Source organism: Streptomyces sp. NPDC087215 (assembly GCF_044744885.1).
GTDB lineage: Bacteria > Actinomycetota > Actinomycetes > Streptomycetales > Streptomycetaceae > Streptomyces.
In genome coordinates this window covers 205,581-225,412 of sequence record NZ_JBIUZD010000003.1, presented here as the reverse complement: position 1 = coordinate 225,412, position 19,832 = coordinate 205,581, and the positions used below count along the sequence as shown (strand labels likewise).

Sequence of the window (19,832 nt, the reverse complement as noted above, 5' to 3'; positions counted from 1 at the left end):
GCGCGTGGACCTGGTCCGCGCGAGGCCGCCCCTTCCCCTTTCCACCAGGCTCCGGAGGTCTCCGGCGGGCTGTCAGCCCGCCAGCAGACGCTCGAGGACGACGGCGATGCCGTCCTCCTCGTTCGAGGTGGTCACCTCGTCCGCGACCGCGCGCAGTTCCTCGTGCGCGTTGCCCATGGCGACGCCGTGGGCCGCCCAGCCGAACATCGGGACGTCGTTCGGCATGTCGCCGAACGCGATCGTCTCCGCCGCCTTGACGCCCAGCCGCCGCGCCGCGAGCGAGAGCCCGGTCGCCTTGCTCAGTCCCAGCGGCAGGATCTCCACGATGCCGGGACCCGCCATCACGACGTCCACGAGACTGCCGACGGACTTCCGGGCGGCCCGGGTCAGCTCGTCGTCCGTCAGGGTCGGGTGCTGGAGGTAGAGCTTGGTCAGCGGGGCCGCCCACAGCTCCGCCGGGTCCTCGTACGGGACGTACGGCAGCGGGCCTTCCTGCACCTGGTAGCCGGGGCCCATCAGGACCTCGCCCTCCAGACCGTCCCGGCTGGCGGCCAGCGCCACCGGGCCGACCTCCGCCTCGATCTTGGAGAGCGCGAGCCCGGCGAGCTGCCGGTCCAGGGTCAGCGAGGTCAGCAGCCGGTGCTCGCCCGCGTGGTAGACCTGCGCGCCCTGGCCGCACACCGCGATCCCCTCGTAACCGAGGTCGTCGAGGATGTGCCGGGTCCAGGGCACCGCCCGGCCGGTGACGACGATGTGCGCGGCGCCCGCCGCCGTCGCGGCGGCGAGCGCTTCCCGCGTGCGGCCGGAGACGGACTCGTCGGCGCGCAGCAGCGTCCCGTCGAGATCCGTCGCGACCAGGCGGTAGGGGAAGGGGCTCACTTGGCGATCGGCTCCAGGACCTCACGGCCGCCGAGGTACGGCCTGAGCACCTCGGGCACCCGCACGGAGCCGTCGGCGAGCTGGTGGTTCTCCAGGATCGCCACGATCGTGCGCGGTACGGCGCACAGCGTGCCGTTCAGGGTGGCCAGCGGCTGCACGGTCTTCTTGCCGCCCTGCTCGTCCCGCATACGGACGGAGAGCCGGCGCGCCTGGAAGCTGTCGCAGTTCGAGGCGGAGGTCAGCTCGCGGTACTTGCCCTGGGTCGGGATCCACGCCTCGCAGTCGTACTTACGGGAGGCGGAGGCGCCGAGGTCGCCGGTGGCGACGTCGATGACCTGGAAGGGCAGCCCGAGGCCGGTCAGCCACTGCTTCTCCCAGTCCAGGAGACGCTGGTGCTCGGCCTCGGCGTCCTCCGGCGCGACGTACGAGAACATCTCGACCTTGTCGAACTGGTGGACGCGGAAGATGCCCCGGGTGTCCTTGCCGTACGTGCCCGCCTCGCGGCGGAAGCAGGGCGAGAAGCCCGCGTACCGCAGCGGCAGCTTGTCGGCGTCGATGATCTCGTCCATGTGGTACGCGGCGAGGGGGACCTCGGAGGTGCCGACGAGGTAGTAGTCGTCCTTCTCCAGGTGGTACACGTTCTCCGCGGCCTGGCCGAGGAAACCGGTGCCCTCCATGGCGCGCGGGCGGACCAGCGCGGGGGTCAGCATCGGGATGAAGCCGGCCTCGGTGGCCTGCGCGATCGCCGCGTTGACCAGGGCGAGCTCCAGGAGGGCGCCCACGCCGGTCAGGTAGTAGAAGCGCGAGCCGGAGACCTTGGCGCCCCGCTCCATGTCGATGGCGCCGAGCGCCTCGCCCAGCTCCAGGTGGTCCTTGGGCTCGAAGCCCTCGGCCGCGAAGTCGCGGATGGTGCCGTGGGTCTCCAGGACGACGAAGTCCTCCTCGCCGCCGACCGGGACGTCCGTGTGGACGATGTTCCCGAGCTTGAGCAGCAGGGACTTGGCCGTCTCGTCGGCGTCGTTCTGCTCGGCGTCGGCGGCCTTGACGTCGGCCTTGAGCTGCTCGGCCCTCTGGAGCAGCTCGGCGCGCTCCTCGGGAGAGGCCTTGGGGATCAGCTTGCCGAGCGCCTTCTGCTCGGAGCGGAGTTCGTCGAAGCGGACGCCGGACGACCTGCGCCGCTCATCGGCGGAGAGCAGGGCGTCGACGAGGCCGACGTCCTCTCCACGGGCGCGCTGGGAGGCGCGAACACGGTCGGGGTCCTCACGGAGCAGGCGAAGGTCAATCACCCCACCAGGCTACCGGTGCGTGTTCGCGGGCCCCTACCGGATAACGTCACGCGTGTTGTCACACGGGATGCCCTGTGTACCGTTTCATCCCTTTTGAGGCCCGTGGGAATGTCGAGATCCGGGCTGATGCATTTAGTTATCCACAGGCTGTGCGGAAGATCTGTGGACTACGGAGAACATCATGGGGATTTCCCGCTTCGAGCCTGGGAATTCCGTGATCAAACGCTATTGAGCCACTCATTTGGGTGGGAACTCCTCGCTCCAACGAGTTGGCGTGATGAGTGGTGCTGACGAAGTCATGGATGAGGGGCTGTGGACAGATGCCCCTGCCATGGATGTGGCTAGGGCGATTTGTCGACCTTGTCGGGGCGAGCTGTCGACTTGTCCCCAGGTTGAAGAGGGCGCCTGTGGATAACTGCTGCGGGTAACTGAAAATACGCAGGTAGGACTAGTGGTTCGCACCTGTGGACGAGCGCTCCCGGCTTCGGGAGCGCTCGTCCATCATCGGATCAAGCCCGACCGTCCTGGGCCCTCGCCAACCAGTCGGAGGCCGAAGTGAACTCCTCGTCCGACGTACCGCGCCGCAGCGGCGGCACCTGCTCGACCGAGACCCCCGCCCTCGGGTACGAGCCGAGGAAGCGCACCTGGGGGCAGATCCGCTTGAGCCCCATCAGCGCCTCGCTCACCCGGCGGTCCGCGATATGGCCCTCGGCGTCCACGGCGAAGCAGTAGTTCCCGATCCCCGCCCCCGTGGGCCGGGACTGGATCAGCATCAGGTTCACCCCGCGCACCGCGAATTCCTGGAGCAGTTCGAGGAGGGCACCCGCATGATCGTCACCCTGCCACAGCACCACCGAGGTCTTGTCCGCGCCGGTCGGAGCCGCCGGACGGGCGGGCCTGCCCACCAGCACGAAGCGCGTCTCGGCGTTCTGCGCGTCGTGGATCTCCGTCACCAGCGCTTCGAGGCCGTAGGTCGCCGCCGCGAACTCGCCCGCGAAGGCCGCGTCGAACCGGCCCTCCTGCACCAGCCGGGCCCCGTCCGCGTTGGAGGCGGCCGACTCCCACACGGCCGTGGGCAGATGCGCCCGCAGCCAGTTCCGCACCTGCGGCTGCGCCACCGGATGACCGGTGACCGTCTTGATGTCCGACAGCTTGGTCCCCGGCCGTACGAGCAGGGCGAAGGCGATCGGGAGCAGCACCTCGCGGTAGATCATCAGCGGGCGGCCGGAGGCCAGCTCGTCGAGGGTGGACGTCACCCCGCCCTCGACGGAGTTCTCGATCGGCACGAGTGCGGCGGCGGCCTCCCCGTTCCGTACGGCGTCGAGCGCGGCCGGGACCGAGACCATGGGGACGAGTTCCCGGGTCGCGGCCTCGGGCAGCGTACGCAGCGCGGCCTCGGTGAAGGTGCCCTCGGGGCCGAGATACGTGTACCGGGTGGCGGACATACCGTCACCCTAGTGGGCCCGGGACGCTCAGGATTCCAGGAGGCGCTGGCCCACGTATTCGCCCTGGGCCGGGCCGCCGGGGACCGCGAAGAGGCCACTGGACTCATGGCGGATGAAAGCGGACAGGGCGTCGCCCCGGTCGAGCTTGCGCTGCACCGGGACGAAGCCCCTGAGCGGGTCCGCCTGCCAGCAGACGAAGAGGAGCCCGGCGTCCGGCGCCCCGTCCGGACCGATGCCGTCGTGGAAGGAGAACGGCCTGCGCAGCATGGCCGCCCCGCCGTTCTGTTCGGGGGCGGAGATCCGGGAGTGGGCGTTGTCCGGGATGACCAGTTGTCCGTCGGGACCGAACTTGTTCAGGTCCAGCGCGGTGATCTCGGAGCCGCCGGTGAGCGGGGCCCCGTCGGACTTCCGGCGCCCGATCACCTTCTCCTGCCCGTCGAGCGGCAGCTTCTCCCAGTCGTCGAGGAGCATCCGGATGCGGCGCACCACCGCGTACGAGCCTCCGGCCATCCACTCCTCGGCCCCGGTGGCTCCGGTGGCTCCGGTGGCTCCGGCTGTCCCGGCCGCTCCGGCAGGGACGAAGATCCGCCGGTCGAAGTCGGGGTCGGTGGGCTTCGGGTTGGCGGTGCCGTCGACCTGGCCCATCAGGTTCCGGGCGGTCATCGGCTTCGGGGTGGCCCCGGCCGAGCGGTTGAAGCCGTTCATCTGCCAGCGGACCCGGGCGGCTTCGCCCGCGTCCTTCTGGACGGCGCGCAGCGCGTGGAAGGCGACCAGGGCGTCGTCGGCACCGATCTGCACCCACAGATCGCCCTCCGAGCGCCGGGGGTCCAGCGCGTCGGCGGAGAAGGCGGGCAGCGGGTCGAGGGCGGCGGGCCGCCGCGAGGCGAGCCCGGTGCGGTCGAAGAACGTCCGGCCGAAGCCGAAGGTGACCGTCAGGGAGGACGGGCCCGCGTCGAGGGCGATCCCGGTGTCTCCGGTCGGGGCCTTCCCCGCCATCAGCGCCTTCGCCGTCGCCGACCAGCGGCGCAGCAGGGCGACGGCCTCCTTGCGCCCGGCGCCCGGTGCCAGGTCGAAGGCGACCAGATGGCCCCGGGACTGGAGCGGTGTGGTGATGCCCGCCTGATGTTTCCCGTGAAACATCACCTCGGTCGCCCCGACGGAGGTCAGTGCCGGGGAGCCTCCGGGGCCGTTGGCGCCCGCGTCGTCGTCCGACCCGGACGTGGAGATCCCGATGCCACCGGCCCCGCCGATGACGAGTCCGGCCGCGCCCGCCGCGCCGACGGTGCCCAGCAGCCGTCGCCGGGAGATCTCAAGGTTGTCGTTCTCGGTCACGGATCAGCCGATCTTCACGTTCTTTTCGACGGTGGTCTGGTCGATCTCGGAGGTACGGACGGTCACCTGGATCCGCCAGTCGCCGGAGATCGGGATCTGCACGCCGCTCGCGCTCCAGTGTCCGGTCTGGATGCGGTCGGGGGCGACGGGCAGCGGGCCGATGTCCTTCGCGTCCAGGGTGAGGGCGATCTTGACCTCGGGGACGTCGAGCGGCTTGCCGTTGGGGCGCTCGACGTAGAGGTGGAGCGCGTTGGCGCCGGTGCGGCCGGGGTCGAGGCTGAGCCGGACGATGCCCTTGCCCTCGACGCCGCCGGTGTCGAAGGGCAGCCGGATGTCGACGGGCCGGTCGGGCACGGCGGCGGGACCGGAGGATACGTTGCCGCTCCGTGCCGCCTCTTCCTCGGTGCGGCCGGGTTCGGTCGAGGTGAGCACGGTGGTCACGGCGAGGAGCACGACGGCGACGGCCGCCTCGGTGAGTACCGAGCGGCGCAGCCCGGCCCGCTCGGGGTCGGCGTCCCGCTCGCGCTTGCGCCGCGCGGTGGCGACGGCGACCCGCTGACGGGCGAGCTGCGCGGACCGCTCGGGATCGGTTTCGGCCTCGTCCGTCGCGGGGCCGACCGTCTCCGTCGTCGTCTCGTCGGCCGTCTCGTCGACCGTCCCCCCGGGCCTCCTGGTCTCCTCGGAGCCCCCGGTCGTACCGGCTTCTTCGGCACCGCAGGCTTCTTCGGCACCGCAGGCCTCACCGGCCTCACCGGGCTTCTCGGCCGCACCGGGCTTCTCGGGCGCTTCCCCGGTGGGCTCGGCGTCGGCCAGGCGGCGGGTCCAGCGGCGCGAGATCCAGGCGATGCCGATGAGCACGCACATCAGACCGATCTTGACGAGCAGCAGTTGCCCGTAGCGGGTCCCGGTGAGCGCGGACCAGGAGCCGACCTGGCGCCAGGACTGGTAGAGCCCGGTGGCCGCGAGGACCAGCACGGCGCCGAAGGCGACCCGGGAGAACCGCTCGACCGCCGAGCGGTCGACGTGCGGCGTGCGGTAAAGGGAGACCAGCAGCACGGTCAGACCGCCGAGCCAGGCGGCGACCGCGAGCAGGTGCAGGATGTCGACCGGCATGGCGATGCCGGGCTGGATGCCGGTCGAGGCGTGCTCGGCCAGCGCCCAGGTGCCGGCGATTCCCGCCGCGACGACCGTGCCGCCGAGGGCCAGGCCGAAGGAGAGGTCCTTCTTCTCCTTCGGGTCGGTGCGCCGGGCGTAGGAGCCGAAGAGGACGGCCACGAAGAGCGCGGCCGCGCCGAGCAGCAGCAGCCGGGAGGTGAGCGCGGCCCCGGTCTTGGTCTCCAGGACGGCCTTCAGACCGGCGAGGTCGAAGGCGTCGGAGAGTTCGCCGGAGCCGGTGTAGGGATTGCGCAGCAGCAGCATGACGAGGGTGGCGCCGGTGAGGGTGAGCCAGCCCCGTACGACGGTCTGCTGGACCGGCCGGACGCTCGCGCCGCGCGGCCAGCAGGCCAGGACGAAGGCTCCGCCGCCGACGAGGACGGCGAAACCGGCGTAGGAGAGGTAGCGGGCGAGACCGTAGAGGGTCCCGACGACCCCGCCGTCCGCCGACCGGTCGGGCAGGGCGACGGAGGTGGTGGAGGGGGCGCCGATGGAGAAGGTGAACGCGCCGGAGATGGGGTGGCTGTCGGCGGAGACGGTCTGCCAGGCCACGGTGTAGGTGCCGTCGGGCAGACCCGCGCGGAGCCCCACCCCGTATCGGACGATGGCGCCGCTGCACAGGTCGCGTATCTCGCCGGTGTCGGCCCGGCGGCCCGCCGGGTCGAGGACCCGGATCGAGTCGGGGCTCATGGCGACCTGCTCGGAGAAGGTCAGGTTGACCTCCTTGGGCGCGGTGACGACCACCGCCCCGTCCTTCGGGTCGCTTCCGGTCAGTGCCGCGTGCGCGGACGCGGGTGCGGCACCGGCGAGCAGCGTGCCGAGGAGCGCGGCCGCCAGGATCAGCAGCCGGGCCAGGGCGGTGCCGAGGCGCGGGGCGGTGGTTGTCATCTCTGGGTCACTCCGTCAGTTCTGTCTGAACTACGTCAACTCGCTCAGTGCTGCTGCGGGTTGTGGCCGGCGGATTCGACGGGAAGGTCGACCTTGATGGGGTCGGACTTCTCGAAATGGAGCTCGATGCTGACCTTCTCGCCCTGCTTGGGCTTCTGCTTCAGCTCCATGAACATGATGTGGTTGCCACCACGGGAGAGCTTCAGTTCGCCGTTCGCGGGGATGTCGAAGGACTTCACCTCCAGCATCTTCTGGTTCTTCGTCTCGTGGATCGTGATGTCGTCCGAGATGGGGCTGGTGACCGACGTCAGCTTGTCGGCCGTGCCGCCCGTGTTCTTGACGGTGAGGAAGCCCCCGGCCATGTCCATCACGGGCTGGGGCATGAACGCGCCGCTGACCTCCAGCTTCGGCTTGCCGTCCGCGGCGCCGTCGGACGAGGACGAGCACCCGGTCAGCGCGAGAGCGGCGGCGAGCGCCACGGCGGCGGACAGGGTGGTGGTGCGGCGTATCACGGGTTCTCCCCCTTGATGAGCTTCGGCAGGTCCTTGGCGTAGTCGTCGATGCCGGTGTCCTCGCCGTACAGGACGTAGCCCTGGTCGGTGGTGGGCGAGAAGGCGACCACCTGGGCCCCGTGCATGGAGACGACCTTGTTGCCGGGCAGCTTCTTCGGCGGGTCGATGCCGATGCCGATCTGGCGGGCACCCGCCTGGATGGTGGAGAAGTCGCCGGTGAGACCGGTGAAGGACGCGTCGCCCGCGGCCGGGAGCCACTTGGCGAGGGAGGCCGGGGTGTCCCGCTCGGGGTCGGTGGTGACGAAGACGACCTGGAGCTTCTCCTGGTCGGCCGGGGGGAGCTTCTTCTTGGCGATGGCGATGTTGCTCATCGTCATGGGGCAGACGTCGGGGCAGTGGGTGTAGCCGAAGTAGATCAGCGTCGGCTTGCCCTTGGTCCGCTCCCGCAGGTCGTACGGCTTGCCCTCGGTGTCGGTGAGGACGAGGTCCGGCTTGGTGAACGGCCGGTCCAGGACGGTGGCCGCCTTGGTGGAGTCGGAGCCGCCGGAGACCACGGCGACCGAGCCGGAGCCCGCGCCGGGCGCCTTGTCGCCGTCGCCGCCGAGGCCGACCGCCGCGGTGACGCCGATCGCCGCGACGATCGCGACCGCGGCGACGATCAGCGGGGTGCGCCGACCGGGGCGGGCGGCCTCGGCGGCGTCACCGGACTTCGGGGGGGATGTCTTCTCTGCGGACATGCTGGTTCTTTCCGCTTCTTTCCGGGTGTGCTGGATGAGGGGCGGCCGTCAGGCCGAGCGGCGGCGACCGGCGAGGACGCCGAAGGCGACACCGGCCACACCGGCGAGGATGCCGATGACGCCGAGGATCCGGGCCGTGGTGTCGGAGGAGTCGGCGGAGGCCGTCTCCTGGCCGTCGTGACCGGCCTTGCCGTCCTTCTTGTCCGCACCGGCGGACGCGGACGCGGAGGGGGCGGCGCCGCCGTGGTGGTCCTCGGAGGCGGCGGAGAGCTTCAGGACCGGGGCGGGGCTCTGCGGCTCCTCCGCGCCCTCCTTCTGCTCCTCGATCCAGCGCACGACCTCCTTGTTGTCGTACGTCTGGATCGCCTTGAGGACGAGCTGGTCGGCGTCCTCGGGCAGCTGGCCGAGGGAGAGGGGGAACTGCTGGAACTGGCCGGGGCCGATCTTCGAACCGTCGGCGGTCCAGGTCACCTTGGACACGGCCTCGTTGATCTTCTTGCCGTGCAGCTCCAGCGGCTTGCTGAGCTTGCTCCTGGTCACCTCGGCCTTCCAGCCGGGAACGGGCTGGGGCATGACGGAGGCCAGGGGGTGGTCGAGCGGGAAGCTGACCTCCAGCTTCACGGTGGAGGCGTCGTCGCGCTCGTTCGGGACCTTGATGTTGACGGTCGCGTAGCCGCCCTTGGCGGCCTCGCCCTGCGGCTGCACGCTCACATGGGCGAACGCCGGGCCGGACAGCAGCACGACGGAGGAGAGGGCGATGCCACCGGCGAGGGCGACCCGGGAGGCCGAGGTCCGGGAGCGGGAGGTGGAGACCCGGGAGGCGGAGGAGGCGCGGAGAACGGTCATGGCAGAAACACTCCAGCGAGGAGAGAAGGGGTGGCGTCCGGCGCGCCGGGCGGAGGAAGGAACCTCCACGGGCGTACGGACGATCGCGGTCGCACTCGTGCCGAGCGGTCCGCGGCGAGCGGTGTCAGGCTGCGGGGACGCAGATGTCAGGCTGCGAGGACGCAGTCGGCGGCCGGGGGGCCGCGCCTGATCACCGTGTGCTGGAGAGCCTCGGCCACCGGTGGCGGCGAGGAGTCGAAGGCGGTCCGGACGGCCCGCGCCGGACCCGCGACCGGGGCGGCCGACAGACCGCGGAGCAGGGTCCGTACGAGCCGGAGCGCGGCCCGCAGCGAGCGGACCGTGGCGCATTCGGCGAGCTCCGTCGCGCCCTGCTCGGAGAGTTCGACGAGCCGGACGAGGGCGCGGTCGCCGCGCCGCAGCAGCCAGCCCGTGGCGAGGGCGGCGAGCAGGTGTCCGAGGAGCATCGGAAGACCGGGCACCAGTTCCCCGGCGGGGGAGGCGGCGACGGCCGTGTGCCCGAGATGGGCTCCGGCGCCCGTTCCCGTGGTGGCGGGGTCGATCCCGGCGTCGCGGACGATCCGGGCGGCGTCGGCCGGGTCGAGGGCCGCGGCGCCCGCCCCGCAGACGAACCGGGCGGCCATCCGGACGAGGGCGTCGTCGGCCTCGGGGCCGAGCGTGAGCCGACGCTGTCCGAGACCGAAGAGGACGTGCAGACCGAGCTGTCCGCAGGTGAGGGCGGCGACGACGAAACCGAGCGAGCGCTCGCGCCCGGTGAAGAGGACCGTGACCCCGAAGACCCCGAGGAAGCCCGCCACGAGCGTCCACAGGGCGATGCCCGCACAGGCGGCGAGGGCGTGCCCGAGCGCGGACAGCACGACACAGACCGCGGTGAACACCGCGGCCCTCAGCAGCCGTGGAGCGAGCGCGGGGGCAGTCATGGCGGGCCCATCATCGCACCACGGCCCCCACCGTCAGGAGGCAGGTCCGTAAGGTCGTTCTTGGGGCGCTTGGAGGTCTTCGGGGCGACATACACCGGCTCACCGGTGCGGTGCATCCGCCGAACGAGCGCTCTTGACGCCTTTCGGCGCTTACGAAGGGTCCCGCCTGGCAATAGGTATCGGTATGTCGAGCCGCTGCCGGGAGGCTGGAGCATGAGCATCTGGTGGTCACTCCATCTGCGGCGGGAGGCCGCCAGCGTGCCGTTGGCCAGGCGGCTGCTGCTGGGCACGATGGAGACGGCGGGGGTCGACCCCGACGTGTCCTACGAGTTGTCGGTCGCGCTGACCGAGGCGTGCGCGAACGCGGTGGAGCACGGCGGGGGCGGCACGGACGGGAGCGGCGCCGGGGGCAGGGCCTACCGGGTGACGGCGTACTTGGACGGCGAGACCTGCCGCATCGAGGTGGCGGACTCAGGGCCCGGTTTCCCCGGTCCGGGCGGGGAACCGGGACCCGCCGGGGTCCCGGCGGCCCCGGCGGACGCCGAGCACGGCCGGGGGCTGCGGCTGATCGCGGAGCTGGCGGACCATGTGCACTTCGGCAACCGGTCGGGCCGGGGCGGCGCGGTGGTCAGTTTCGACAAGATCCTGAAGTGGAAGGACAGCCCCTCCCTGCTCCTGGCCTGACCGCCCCGCGGCGGGGCGGGACCGGGCGCCCCGGACCGGGCGGACGTACGGGGGCGGTCGGCACGGGACCGGACCGGGCGCGCGGGATCACGGCGAAGGCGCGCCACGAAGGCGCGCGGGCCCACGGCACAGGGCCCCTGCCGCGCCGGATCGGCGCCGAAGGCCCCTGCCGGGCCGGACCACGGCGAGGGGCCCCGCCGGTCGGTCGACGGGGCCCCTCGGATCCAACGTACGCGGAGATCAGCCCTTCAGCGCGGCCATCCAGGCCTCGACCTCGTCGGAACGGCGCGGCAGCGCGTCCGAGAGGTTCCGGTTGCCGTCCTCGGTGACGAGGATGTCGTCCTCGATCCGGACGCCGATGCCCCGGTACTCCTCCGGCACGGTCAGGTCGTCGGCCTGGAAGTACAGACCCGGCTCCACGGTCAGGCACATGCCCGGCGCGAGGGTGGTCTCGACATAGGCCTCGGTGCGCGCGGCGGCGCAGTCGTGGACGTCCATGCCGAGCATGTGGCCGGTGCCGTGCAGGGTCCAGCGGCGCTGGAGACCGAGTTCGAGGACGCGCTCGACCGGGCCCTCGACGAGGCCCCACTCGACGAGCTTCTCGGCGAGGACGCGCTGGGCGGCGTCGTGGAAGTCGCGGTAGGCGGCGCCGGGCTTCACCGCGGCGATGCCCGCCTCCTGCGCCTCGTACACGGCGTCGTAGATCTTGCGCTGGAGCTCGGTGTACCGGCCGTTGATCGGCAGGGTGCGGGTGATGTCGGCGGTGTAGAGCTCGGTGGTCTCCACGCCCGCGTCCAGCAGCAGCAGGTCGCCGGAGCGGACGTCGCCGTCGTTGCGGACCCAGTGCAGGGTGGTGGCGTGCGGACCGGCGGCGCAGATGGAGCCGTAGCCGATGTCGTTGCCGTCGACGCGGGCGCGCAGGAAGAACGTTCCCTCGATGTAGCGCTCGCTGGTGGCCTCGGCCTTGTCGAGGACCTTCACGACGTCCTCGAAGCCCCGGGCGGTGGCGGCGCAGGCCTTCTCCAGCTCGGAGATCTCGAAGGCGTCCTTGACGATGCGGGCCTCGGAGAGGAAGACGCGCAGTTCCTCGTCGCGCTCGGCGGTGACCTTGTCGGTCAGGGCCGCCTCGATGCCCGCGTCGTGGCCGCGCACCGCGCGGACGGGGCCGGTGGCCTCGCGCAGCGCGCCGGTCAGCTCGCGGACGTCCTTCGCGGGGACGCCGATGAGCTGCTCGGCCTCGGTGAGGGAGTGGCGGCGGCCGACCCACAGCTCGCCCTGGCCGTCGAGCCAGAACTCGCCGTTCTCCCGGTCGGAGCGCGGCAGCAGGTAGAGGGTGGCCTCGTGGCCGTCGGCGGTCGGCTCCAGGACGAGGACGCCGTCCGGGGTCTGGTCGCCGGTGAGGTACGCGTACTCGGTGGAGGCCCGGAAGGCGTACTCGGTGTCGTTCGACCGGGTCCGCAGATTGCCCGCGGGGACCACCAGGCGCTCGCCCGGGAAGCGGGCGGAGAGCGCGGCGCGGCGCTCGGCGGTGCGGTCGGCCTGGGCGATCGGCTCCAGTCCGTGCAGCTCGGTGTCGGCCCAGCCGGACTTCATGTTCTCGGCCAGTTCATCGGAGACGCCCGGGTACAGGCCGTTCTTCCGCTGCTTGATCGCCTGCTCTTCGGTCTCTTCCGGGGTCTCCGGCGTGAGCTCCTCGGCCACGGGTCTGCCTCCTCTGGTACGACACTGAACCTTCACCATCGTACGGTCGTACGGAAGGGGTCCCAGGGCCGGAAGGCCCATTACCGGAATGTCACGCTCCGGGCCTGGTCCCTCACGGGTCCGCACCCCTCGGCCGAAGGGGGCGGCGAGCTGTCCGGACCGTGCGCGGAGCGGGCCGTGCCGGGCGCCGGACACCGCTGTCGGGCGGCCCGAGCCGGGGCGCGTCAGGCGAAGCGGGCGGCGAGCAGGACCACGTCCTCCCCGTCCGCGCCGGTGTCGAGACCGTCCGGGAGGAGGGTCCGCAGGACGTGGTCGGCGAGCGCCCCCGGGTCGTCCCGGTCCGCCTTCGGCACGCTCGCGGCGGCCGCGCGCAGCCGGGCGAAGGCGCGGTCCATGGGCTCGCCGGTACGGCGCAGCAGCCCGTCGGTGTAGAGAAGCACCGTTTCTCCGGGTGCCGGGGACAGCTCCACGCTGGGCGCCTCCCAGCAGGAGAGCATCCCGAGCGGGGCCGAGAGCGAGGTCTCGACGAACTCGGTGCGCCGCTCGCCCACGATCAGCGGCGGGGCGTGCCCGGCCCCGGCGAGGACGATCCGCCGCCGGTCCGGTTCGGCGTAGGCGAAGAGGGCGGTCGCGGAGCGTGCGGGTTCGGTGAGCCGGAGCAGGAGTTCCAGGTCGGAGAGGACGGCGACGGGGTCCTCGCCCTCCATCACCGCGTACGCCCGCAGGGAGGCGCGCAGCCGTCCCATGGCGGCGAGCGCGCCGGGGCCGGTCCCGGTGACGGAGCCGACGGAGAGCCCGAGGGCGCCCTCGGGCAGTGGCAGCGCGTCGTACCAGTCGCCGCCGCCCCGGGGGCCGGTGCGGTGGCGGACGGCGAGCCGGACACCGGGGACGCGGGGCAGCCTGCTGGGGAGCAGTTCCTCGGCGACGGCGCCGAGCCGGAGGCGGGCCCGCTCGACCTGGAGGAGCCGGGCGAGGTGCTCGGTGGCGAAGCGTCCGTAGAGCCCGACGAGGTGGCGGCGGCGGGCGTCGGGTTCGGCGGGCTCGTCGTAGAACCAGACGGCCGCGCCGAGCCGTCCGGTCTCCTCGGTGGCGAGGGGCAGCGCGTAGCTGGCGGCGAAGCCGAGCCGGGCGGCGACCTCGCGGTGGCGCGGGTCGAGGCCCTCCTCGGTGCGCAGGTCGCGGATGGTGATGGGGTCGGGGACCCGTTCGGGGCGGGCGGGGTCGGGGAGGCCGTCGAGGAGGCGTCCGTAACTGCTGGTGGCGCGGGGGACGGTCTCGATGATCCCGAGATCGGCGTGGGCGAGGCCGAGGCCGAGGGTGGCGGTGGGGCCGAGTCCGTCGGCCGGTTCGAGGACGCCCATGCCGCGGCGGGCCCCGACGAGGGCGGCGCCCGCGTCGAGCACCTCGCGGAGGGCCTCGTCGAGCGAGGAGGTCCTGATGAGGCGCTCGGTGAGTTCGTGCAGGGTGGTGAGGTCGGAGACCCAGGCGGCCAGCCGGTCCTGGATCAGCGCGCCGGGCGGCGGGACCGGATCGGAGGGTGCCGCGGCCGGGGGGACCCCGGGAAGGGGTGACGCAGTCTGCGGGGGGCCGGGAACAGTGGAATTGATTCCGGCCACTTTCGGTGAGTGCGGGGCACTCATGGCAGTCGGCTTTCCGACCGGTCCGTTTGGCGCCATAGCATCGCAAACCCCCACGTCATCATGAGCCGCTCGATGTATCCACATGTACACGCACAAGACGAACGATGTCCAGCATTGTCTCCCCGGGACTTGTGGTGTCCGTGAGGTCGCGCACAGGGGTTGAACTCCCTGGGAACTTGGCTGAAAATTGCCCCCAGTGTGCACCTTTTGCGGTCGACTGGCGTCGTTTGAAAGCGCGTCATTCCGAGCGTGCTGGGTACGTAGTCGATGACAGGCAGGGGCAGTTGACGCTGTCCCGGAACGCGAAGCGGGACCCCGGCGTCTTTCATGCCGCAGGCCGCAGCCCGTCACCGAGTGGCGGGGAACCTGTTCCGACCCGCCCCTGGTGCTGACCCGGCTCCACCTCGTTCTGACCTGGCGCCACCTGGATCCGACCCCTGCTCCACCCGGTTCCACGTGGTCCACCTGGACACGGCCCGGACGGCCCCGCATCGACGGGGCCGGCGCCCCGCCGACCCGGTACGCGCTGATACGCACAGTGAAGTGTCCTGCACATGGTGTCATGTGGATTCGGCGTTCAACGGAAAGGAACGAGCGCTCATGCGCGAGATCCTCGGAATGCGACGCAGGCTCCGGTCCCGACGCAAGGCGAGGACCGCCCGGCTCGAAGCGGCGGTCGCCTTCGGCGTCGAATGGGGCTGGCCCGTCCTGCCGGGAGCGGGTCTGGGAGCGACCTCCCGCACGGCCACGAGCAGGGCCGCGGGCCCGGTGACGGGCGGCGCGCCCGGCTCGTCGGGCACCGCGGACGGCACCTCCGGCCCGTCGGGCACCGGGAGCGGTGTCTCCCGCTCGTCGAAGCCCGCAGGTGGTGCCCCCGGCCCGTCGGGCACCGCGGACGGTCCTTCCGGAACGGTCGGCGGCCCTTCCGCCGAGACCCCGGACCCGAGCCCGGCGGCGGCCGGTCCGGCGGCGGTGGCCCCCGTGCCCCCGGTCCGGTCCTGCGCCTGCCCCGACCCCGACTGCGTGGTGCCGGGCGCCCACCCCCACGAACCGGTCCTCCTCGCGGCCACCACCGACGAGCGGATGATCCGCTGGTGGTGGACCAGGCGCCCGGACGCCCCGGTGCTCCTGGCCACCGGCGGCGGCGCGCCCTGCGCGGTCAGCCTGCCCGCGGTGGCGGGCGCGCGGGCGCTCGCCGCGCTCGACGCGACGGGGATGCGCCTCGGCCCGGTCGTGGCGACCCCGACCCGGTGGTCGATCCTCGTCGCCCCGTACGGGCTCGAACGGCTCGGGGAGCTGCTGTACGCGAAGGACAGCGTGCCCAGTTCGCTGCGGTTCCACGGCGAGGGCGGCTATCTGGTGCTGCCGCCCTCGGTGACCGGGACCGGCCAGGTCCGGTGGGAGCGCGCCCCGCTCGCGGGCTCGGCCCGGCCGTGGCTGCCGGACGTGGAGGCGGTGGTCGACGCCCTGGTGGAGGCGAGCACCAGCGCCCCGGGCGGCGGGAGCCGACTGGCGTACTGATCGGCGGTGCTCCGGAGGGGCGCGGGGCGTTCACCCGAACGGGTGCGTCCGGCGCCGACTTCCCGGGGAAACGGGCGTGCGCCCGGCGGGACGGCCGCCGGGCGCCGCTATGTTCGGCCCACCGTTCAGGATCTCCGGCCGCGGTCTCCGGCCGAGCAGGGCAGGTGGAGCGCATGAGCCCGGTGAACCTTCGTGTGGTCGGACTGGGTGCCGTCGTCACGGCCGCCGTCCTGCTGCCGTTCGTCGCGATGGCGGGCCAGACGGGCGAACCGGGCGTCCGGGCGAGCGCGAGGGGAGCGACGGGTGGGGGCGGTGAGGCTGCTGAAGCCGTCGGGACCGGTGGGGTCGTCGGGACCAATGGGTTTGGTGGGACCAGTAGGACCAATGGGTCCGGTGGGACCGACGCGAAGCCCGGGGGACTGCTGACGGGACTCGGCCTGGTCCCCCGTACGACCGACTCCTCCGGCTCCGCGGACTCGGCCGGGGCTTCCGGTCCCGCCGGTCCCGCCGGTTCTTCCGGGGCCTTCGCTCCGGGAGGGTCCGCGGCCTCGGGGGCTTCCGTGGCGGAACTGCCGGAGCGGGTCACCCGCTGCGGACCGGAACTCGCCTCCCCGGACGGTGTCGAGGCGCAGACCTGCGTGCTGTCCGAGGGACCCGACCTCTGGGCGCGCACGTACTACCGGAACGCCTCGGGACAGGATCTCGACGCGTTTCTGACCCTCATGACCCCCGGCGGGCGGACCGTGCAGGTCCACTGCGCGGTCCCGGCGCAGGACGAACCCGGGAGCTGCGAGACGCCGAGGGAGCGGGGTCGCGGTGCGGCGACGGCCCATACGGCGGTCGCGGAATTCGCCGGTGCGGGCGAGGGGGACAGCACCCCGCTGCTGTTGCGGGCGGGCAGCAACGCGGCGGACGGCCAAGGGAGTTGAATCCGTCCCCCGGCCGGAGTGGCTGGAAGAGGGCATGGAAACGCCCGATCGCTGGCGACGGGGGATGCACCAGCGACCGGGCTTCCAGAACGGTAACAAGAGATCTGCTGTTCGCAAATTCGATCTCGGTTATTCGGACAGGGATTTACCCGTGCCACCGCCATGTTGTGGCGGAAGTCACCGACTGATCGGTCTGTCAGTGACCGATACCACCCGGGGTATCAGCTGAGAGTGACCTGACGGTTCGTGAGGCCGCCACGGGCGCGCCGCTCCTCGGCGGTCAGCGGGGCGTCCGAGGCGAGTGCCGCGGCGAGCCGCTCGGCGAACTCGGCGGCGGGCTTCTCGCACTCCTCCGCCGTCATCGACGTCGGCAGGTCCCAGACCGGCACCATCAGACCGTGGGCGCGGAACGAGCCGACGAGACGGGTTTCCTCGCCGATCGAGGTCCCACCGGCAGCCTGGAGGCGGGCCAGCGCGTCGAGGAGCTTCTCCTCCGGGTACGGCATGACCCAGCGCAGGTGGTTCTTGTCCGGGGTCTCGCACCAGTACGCCGAGTCGACGCCGGTCAGCTTGACGGTCGGGATCGCGGCGGCGTTGGCCCGCTCCAGGGAGGCGGCGACCTCAGGGTCGGCGCCGTCGGCGGACTGCGGGATCCAGAACTCGAACCCGGAGTGGACCTCGGGGGCGAACTCGGCGTCCGCGTCGAGCAGGTCCTGGAGGCGGGGGCCCTCGGCGGGCACGCGGCGGCCGGGGACCGGGGTGCCCGGCTCGGCGACCAGGGCGCGCTGGAGGGTGTCGGCGAGGTCGCGGGCGAGGTCGCCGGAGGTGGAGTCGTTCTGGAGGGCGAGCAGCACCGAGCCGTCGTCGCGGCGCAGCGCGGGCCACGCCATCGGCAGCACGGTCGCGAGCGTCACGGACGGGACGCCCTCCGGCAGGCCGTCCTTCAGGGTGAGCGGGACGGTCGCGGCAGGCACCAGCTCGCGCAGCGCGACCCAGTCGCACTCGCCGGTCAGGCCCTCGAAGGGGCGCTGGACGAGCTCGGTCACGGCGTGCGAGGCGGTCCGGCCGTGACACGCCTTGTACCGGCGGCCCGAACCGCACGGGCACGGCTCCCGCGCGCCGACGACCGGGATCTCCCCGCTCGTGACCTGTGCCTGGCCGGTCTTGCCGGCCTTCGTCTGGGGGCGCTTCTTGGCCATGGTGTGGCTTTCTCCCGATCGCGGCGGTGCGGTGGCTGTTCCGGCCGCGAGCCTAGCCGCACGGGACACCGCCACCTCTCAGGCGGGCCGCCGCCCGCGCCACGGGGACGGCGCCGGTGGGCGGTCCCGTACGGGCCGGTGACCAGGGACCGTACGGTGCCGGGCCTCGCCCGGCGGCGGCCCCCGGCACCCGGCCTCGTACCGTGCCGGGCTTCGCCCGATGCCGGACCTCGCCCGGTGCCGGAGCTCGTACGATGCCTGATCCCGTACCGCACGCGGTCGTACGGCAGGCGGTCGTACGGTCCGCGCCTCCACCCGCCCGCCCGCTGCGGGGCGCCCGGCCCGCTCGGTCCGGACCGCTTCGGTCCGGGCAGCGCTGTGCAGATCGCCCGGTCCGGACCGCTTCGGTCCGGGCCGCTCAGCCCAGACCGCTCAGCCCAGACCTTTCGGTCCGGATCGAAAGCGGTCCGCCCGCTCTCCGGACCGTTCAAGTCCAGATCGCTCAGTCCAGATCGTCGTACGCGTCCAGGAAGTCGAAGCCCGAGCCGCCGCCGACGCGCGTAGCGAAGTCCTCGCGGCGGTGTCCTTCGGTGACGACCACCCAGACGGTGACCTCGCCGGCCGCGTTGTCCCGTACGCCCCAGTCCTGTGCCAGCGCGCTGATGATGTTCAGCCCGCGTCCGCCCCGTGCGGTGACCGAGGGGGTCGACGGGACGGGTCGCGTCGGACCGCCCCCGTCGGTGACCTCGACCCTGAGGCCGCCCGAGCGGTCGACCCGCCAGGCCGCGCGTACGTCCCCGTCGCCCCGGTCCGTCCGCCCCAGCGGTCTGCCGTACCGGCACGCGTTGCTGAGCAGTTCGGAAAGGATCAGGACCGCGTCGTCCACGACCGCGTCGGACACCCCGCTGCGGTACAGCTCGTCCCGCATCCGGTGCCGCGCTTCTCCCACGCCCGCAGGGCCATGGGGTACGGCCATGCTCGACGACGTGGGCACCTCTTGTGCCACCACCAACGCCACCCCCGAGACCTCCTTTGCCCCACGCCACCGTGTGGATGCCCCATTGGACTGGACCGGAAACCGGCCAATCCGCGTGGGATGAGGCACTCGTGACGATCGCGTACGTACGGAACGCGCCGGTGCACACCCCCGTACGGGCCTCACCCCTTGTGGCACAAGGGGAAGAAGGGCACGGAGACGCCTCGGGAGGGGGTGCGCGGGGGCGGCGGGGAAGGGGGCGGGAGTCAGCCGCGGCCCAGCTGCGCCAGCACCTGCTTGGGGCGGTTGGTGATGATCGCGTCCACCCCGAGGCGCTCGCAGAGCTCCACGTCCTCCTCCTCGTCCACTGTCCACACGTGCACCTGGTGCCCCGCCTTCCGGAGCCGCAGGATCACGGCGGGGTGGTGCCGCACGATCCGGATCGAGGGGCCCGCGATGCGCGCGCCCGCCGGGAGCCTTCCGTCCCTCATGCGCGGCGAGACGAACTGGGCGAGGGAGACGGTCGGCAGCGTCGGCGCGGCGGCGGCGATCCGGTGCAGGGAACGGGCCGAGAAGCTCATGACCCGTACCGGGGACTCCTCGGGGGACGCGGGCGCGTCGAGCCCGAACCGGCCGAGGAGCTGGAGCAGCTTCTCCTCGACCTGGCCCGCCCAGCGGGTGGGGTGCTTGGTCTCGACGGCCAGCTCGACCCGGCGCCCGGCGTCGGAGACCAGCTCCAGGAGGCGCTCCAGGGTGAGCACGGAGGTGGAGCCGGGGTCGCGCCGGTCGGGGCTCTCGCCGGAGTCCTCGCGGCCCTTCCAGGTGCCGAAGTCGAGCGTGGCGAGATCGGCGAGTTCGAGCGCGGAGACGGCCCCGCGCCCGTTCGAGGTGCGGTCCACGCGCCGGTCGTGGACGCAGACGAGGTGTCCGTCGGCGGTGAGGCGTACGTCGCACTCCAGGGCGTCGGCGCCGTCCTCGATGGCCTTCACATAGGCGGCCAGGGTGTGTTCCGGTGCGTCCTCGGATGCTCCACGGTGGGCGACGACCTGGAGGGGGACGCGGGGCGGGTGCTGCCGTGCGTGAGTCACGGCGTCATGGTGCCATTGGCGGGGCGGGGCGGGCACACCGGAGGCTGTCCGTTCTGTCCGTATGTAAAAGTGGGGG

The 19,832-nt window shown here is 72.5% G+C and carries 17 protein-coding genes; 3 read left to right on the top strand and 14 right to left on the bottom strand.

Going from position 1 to position 19,832, the window contains the following annotated elements; all coding sequences use genetic code 11:
• Window positions 1–72 precede the first annotated feature (72 nt).
• From ACIO92_RS10535 to ACIO92_RS10495, 9 genes are all read right to left on the bottom strand, one after another.
• The gene (locus ACIO92_RS10535; protein ID WP_366445317.1) at window positions 73–879 is read right to left on the bottom strand and encodes an HAD family hydrolase; all 807 of its coding nucleotides are present in this window, start codon (window positions 877–879) and stop codon (window positions 73–75) included.
• On the bottom strand, window positions 876–2,165 hold the full coding sequence (gene serS / locus ACIO92_RS10530; RefSeq protein ID WP_366445318.1) for a serine--tRNA ligase: 1,290 nt from the start codon (window positions 2,163–2,165) through the stop codon (window positions 876–878). The genes ACIO92_RS10535 and serS overlap by 4 nt, the downstream gene beginning before the upstream one ends.
• Window positions 2,166–2,674: 509 nt before the next feature.
• Window positions 2,675–3,610, bottom strand: a complete 936-nt coding sequence (pheA, locus tag ACIO92_RS10525; RefSeq protein WP_366445319.1) for a prephenate dehydratase — start codon at window positions 3,608–3,610, stop codon at window positions 2,675–2,677.
• A gap of 27 nt (window positions 3,611–3,637) precedes the next feature.
• Window positions 3,638–4,942 (bottom strand): iron uptake transporter deferrochelatase/peroxidase subunit, encoded by a 1,305-nt coding sequence (efeB, locus tag ACIO92_RS10520; RefSeq protein ID WP_402280142.1) that lies wholly within the window; start codon window positions 4,940–4,942, stop codon window positions 3,638–3,640.
• A 3-nt stretch (window positions 4,943–4,945) separates the two neighbouring features.
• On the bottom strand, window positions 4,946–6,985 hold the full coding sequence (locus ACIO92_RS10515; RefSeq protein WP_402280143.1) for a copper resistance CopC/CopD family protein: 2,040 nt from the start codon (window positions 6,983–6,985) through the stop codon (window positions 4,946–4,948).
• Between the two features lie 44 nt (window positions 6,986–7,029).
• On the bottom strand, window positions 7,030–7,497 hold the full coding sequence (locus ACIO92_RS10510; protein ID WP_401235341.1) for a copper chaperone PCu(A)C: 468 nt from the start codon (window positions 7,495–7,497) through the stop codon (window positions 7,030–7,032).
• The gene (locus ACIO92_RS10505; protein ID WP_402054920.1) at window positions 7,494–8,234 is read right to left on the bottom strand and encodes an SCO family protein; all 741 of its coding nucleotides are present in this window, start codon (window positions 8,232–8,234) and stop codon (window positions 7,494–7,496) included. The genes ACIO92_RS10510 and ACIO92_RS10505 overlap by 4 nt, the downstream gene beginning before the upstream one ends.
• A 48-nt stretch (window positions 8,235–8,282) precedes the next feature.
• Window positions 8,283–9,080 carry a YcnI family protein gene (locus tag ACIO92_RS10500; RefSeq protein WP_402280146.1) on the bottom strand — a complete coding sequence of 266 codons (798 nt, stop codon included), beginning with the start codon at window positions 9,078–9,080 and terminating at the stop codon, window positions 8,283–8,285.
• Between the two features lie 146 nt (window positions 9,081–9,226).
• Complete coding sequence (locus ACIO92_RS10495) at window positions 9,227–10,018, bottom strand: hypothetical protein (RefSeq protein WP_401235345.1); 792 nt, start codon at window positions 10,016–10,018, stop codon at window positions 9,227–9,229.
• Between the two features lie 213 nt (window positions 10,019–10,231).
• On the opposite strand from ACIO92_RS10495, the gene ACIO92_RS10490 reads away from it, so the two are divergent.
• Entirely contained in the window at window positions 10,232–10,702 is a 471-nt protein-coding gene (locus ACIO92_RS10490; RefSeq protein ID WP_366445327.1) for an ATP-binding protein, read from the top strand.
• Window positions 10,703–10,942: 240 nt separating this feature from the next.
• Here ACIO92_RS10490 and ACIO92_RS10485 read toward each other — a convergent pair whose 3' ends face one another.
• Window positions 10,943–12,403, bottom strand: a complete 1,461-nt coding sequence (locus tag ACIO92_RS10485; RefSeq protein WP_366445328.1) for an aminopeptidase P family protein — start codon at window positions 12,401–12,403, stop codon at window positions 10,943–10,945.
• A gap of 224 nt (window positions 12,404–12,627) precedes the next feature.
• Window positions 12,628–14,079, bottom strand: a complete 1,452-nt coding sequence (locus ACIO92_RS10480) for a PP2C family protein-serine/threonine phosphatase (RefSeq protein WP_401235347.1) — start codon at window positions 14,077–14,079, stop codon at window positions 12,628–12,630.
• Window positions 14,080–15,015: 936 nt separating this feature from the next.
• Between ACIO92_RS10480 and ACIO92_RS10475 the strand changes: the two genes are divergently transcribed.
• A complete protein-coding gene (locus ACIO92_RS10475) occupies window positions 15,016–15,564 on the top strand; it encodes a bifunctional DNA primase/polymerase (protein WP_401235501.1) in 549 nt (182 codons plus the stop codon).
• A gap of 560 nt (window positions 15,565–16,124) precedes the next feature.
• On the top strand, window positions 16,125–16,493 hold the full coding sequence (locus ACIO92_RS10470) for a hypothetical protein (RefSeq protein WP_401235349.1): 369 nt from the start codon (window positions 16,125–16,127) through the stop codon (window positions 16,491–16,493).
• 221 nt (window positions 16,494–16,714) lie between these two features.
• Here the strand turns inward: ACIO92_RS10470 and ACIO92_RS10465 are convergent, their stop codons facing one another.
• The 3 genes from ACIO92_RS10465 to ACIO92_RS10455 form a co-directional block, all read right to left on the bottom strand.
• The gene (locus ACIO92_RS10465) at window positions 16,715–17,692 is read right to left on the bottom strand and encodes a DUF5926 family protein (protein ID WP_401235351.1); all 978 of its coding nucleotides are present in this window, start codon (window positions 17,690–17,692) and stop codon (window positions 16,715–16,717) included.
• A 502-nt stretch (window positions 17,693–18,194) separates the two neighbouring features.
• The gene (locus ACIO92_RS10460) at window positions 18,195–18,797 is read right to left on the bottom strand and encodes an ATP-binding protein (protein WP_366445332.1); all 603 of its coding nucleotides are present in this window, start codon (window positions 18,795–18,797) and stop codon (window positions 18,195–18,197) included.
• A 137-nt stretch (window positions 18,798–18,934) separates the two neighbouring features.
• The gene (locus ACIO92_RS10455) at window positions 18,935–19,756 is read right to left on the bottom strand and encodes a glycerophosphodiester phosphodiesterase (protein WP_366445333.1); all 822 of its coding nucleotides are present in this window, start codon (window positions 19,754–19,756) and stop codon (window positions 18,935–18,937) included.
• Between the last annotated feature and the right edge of the window lie 76 nt (window positions 19,757–19,832).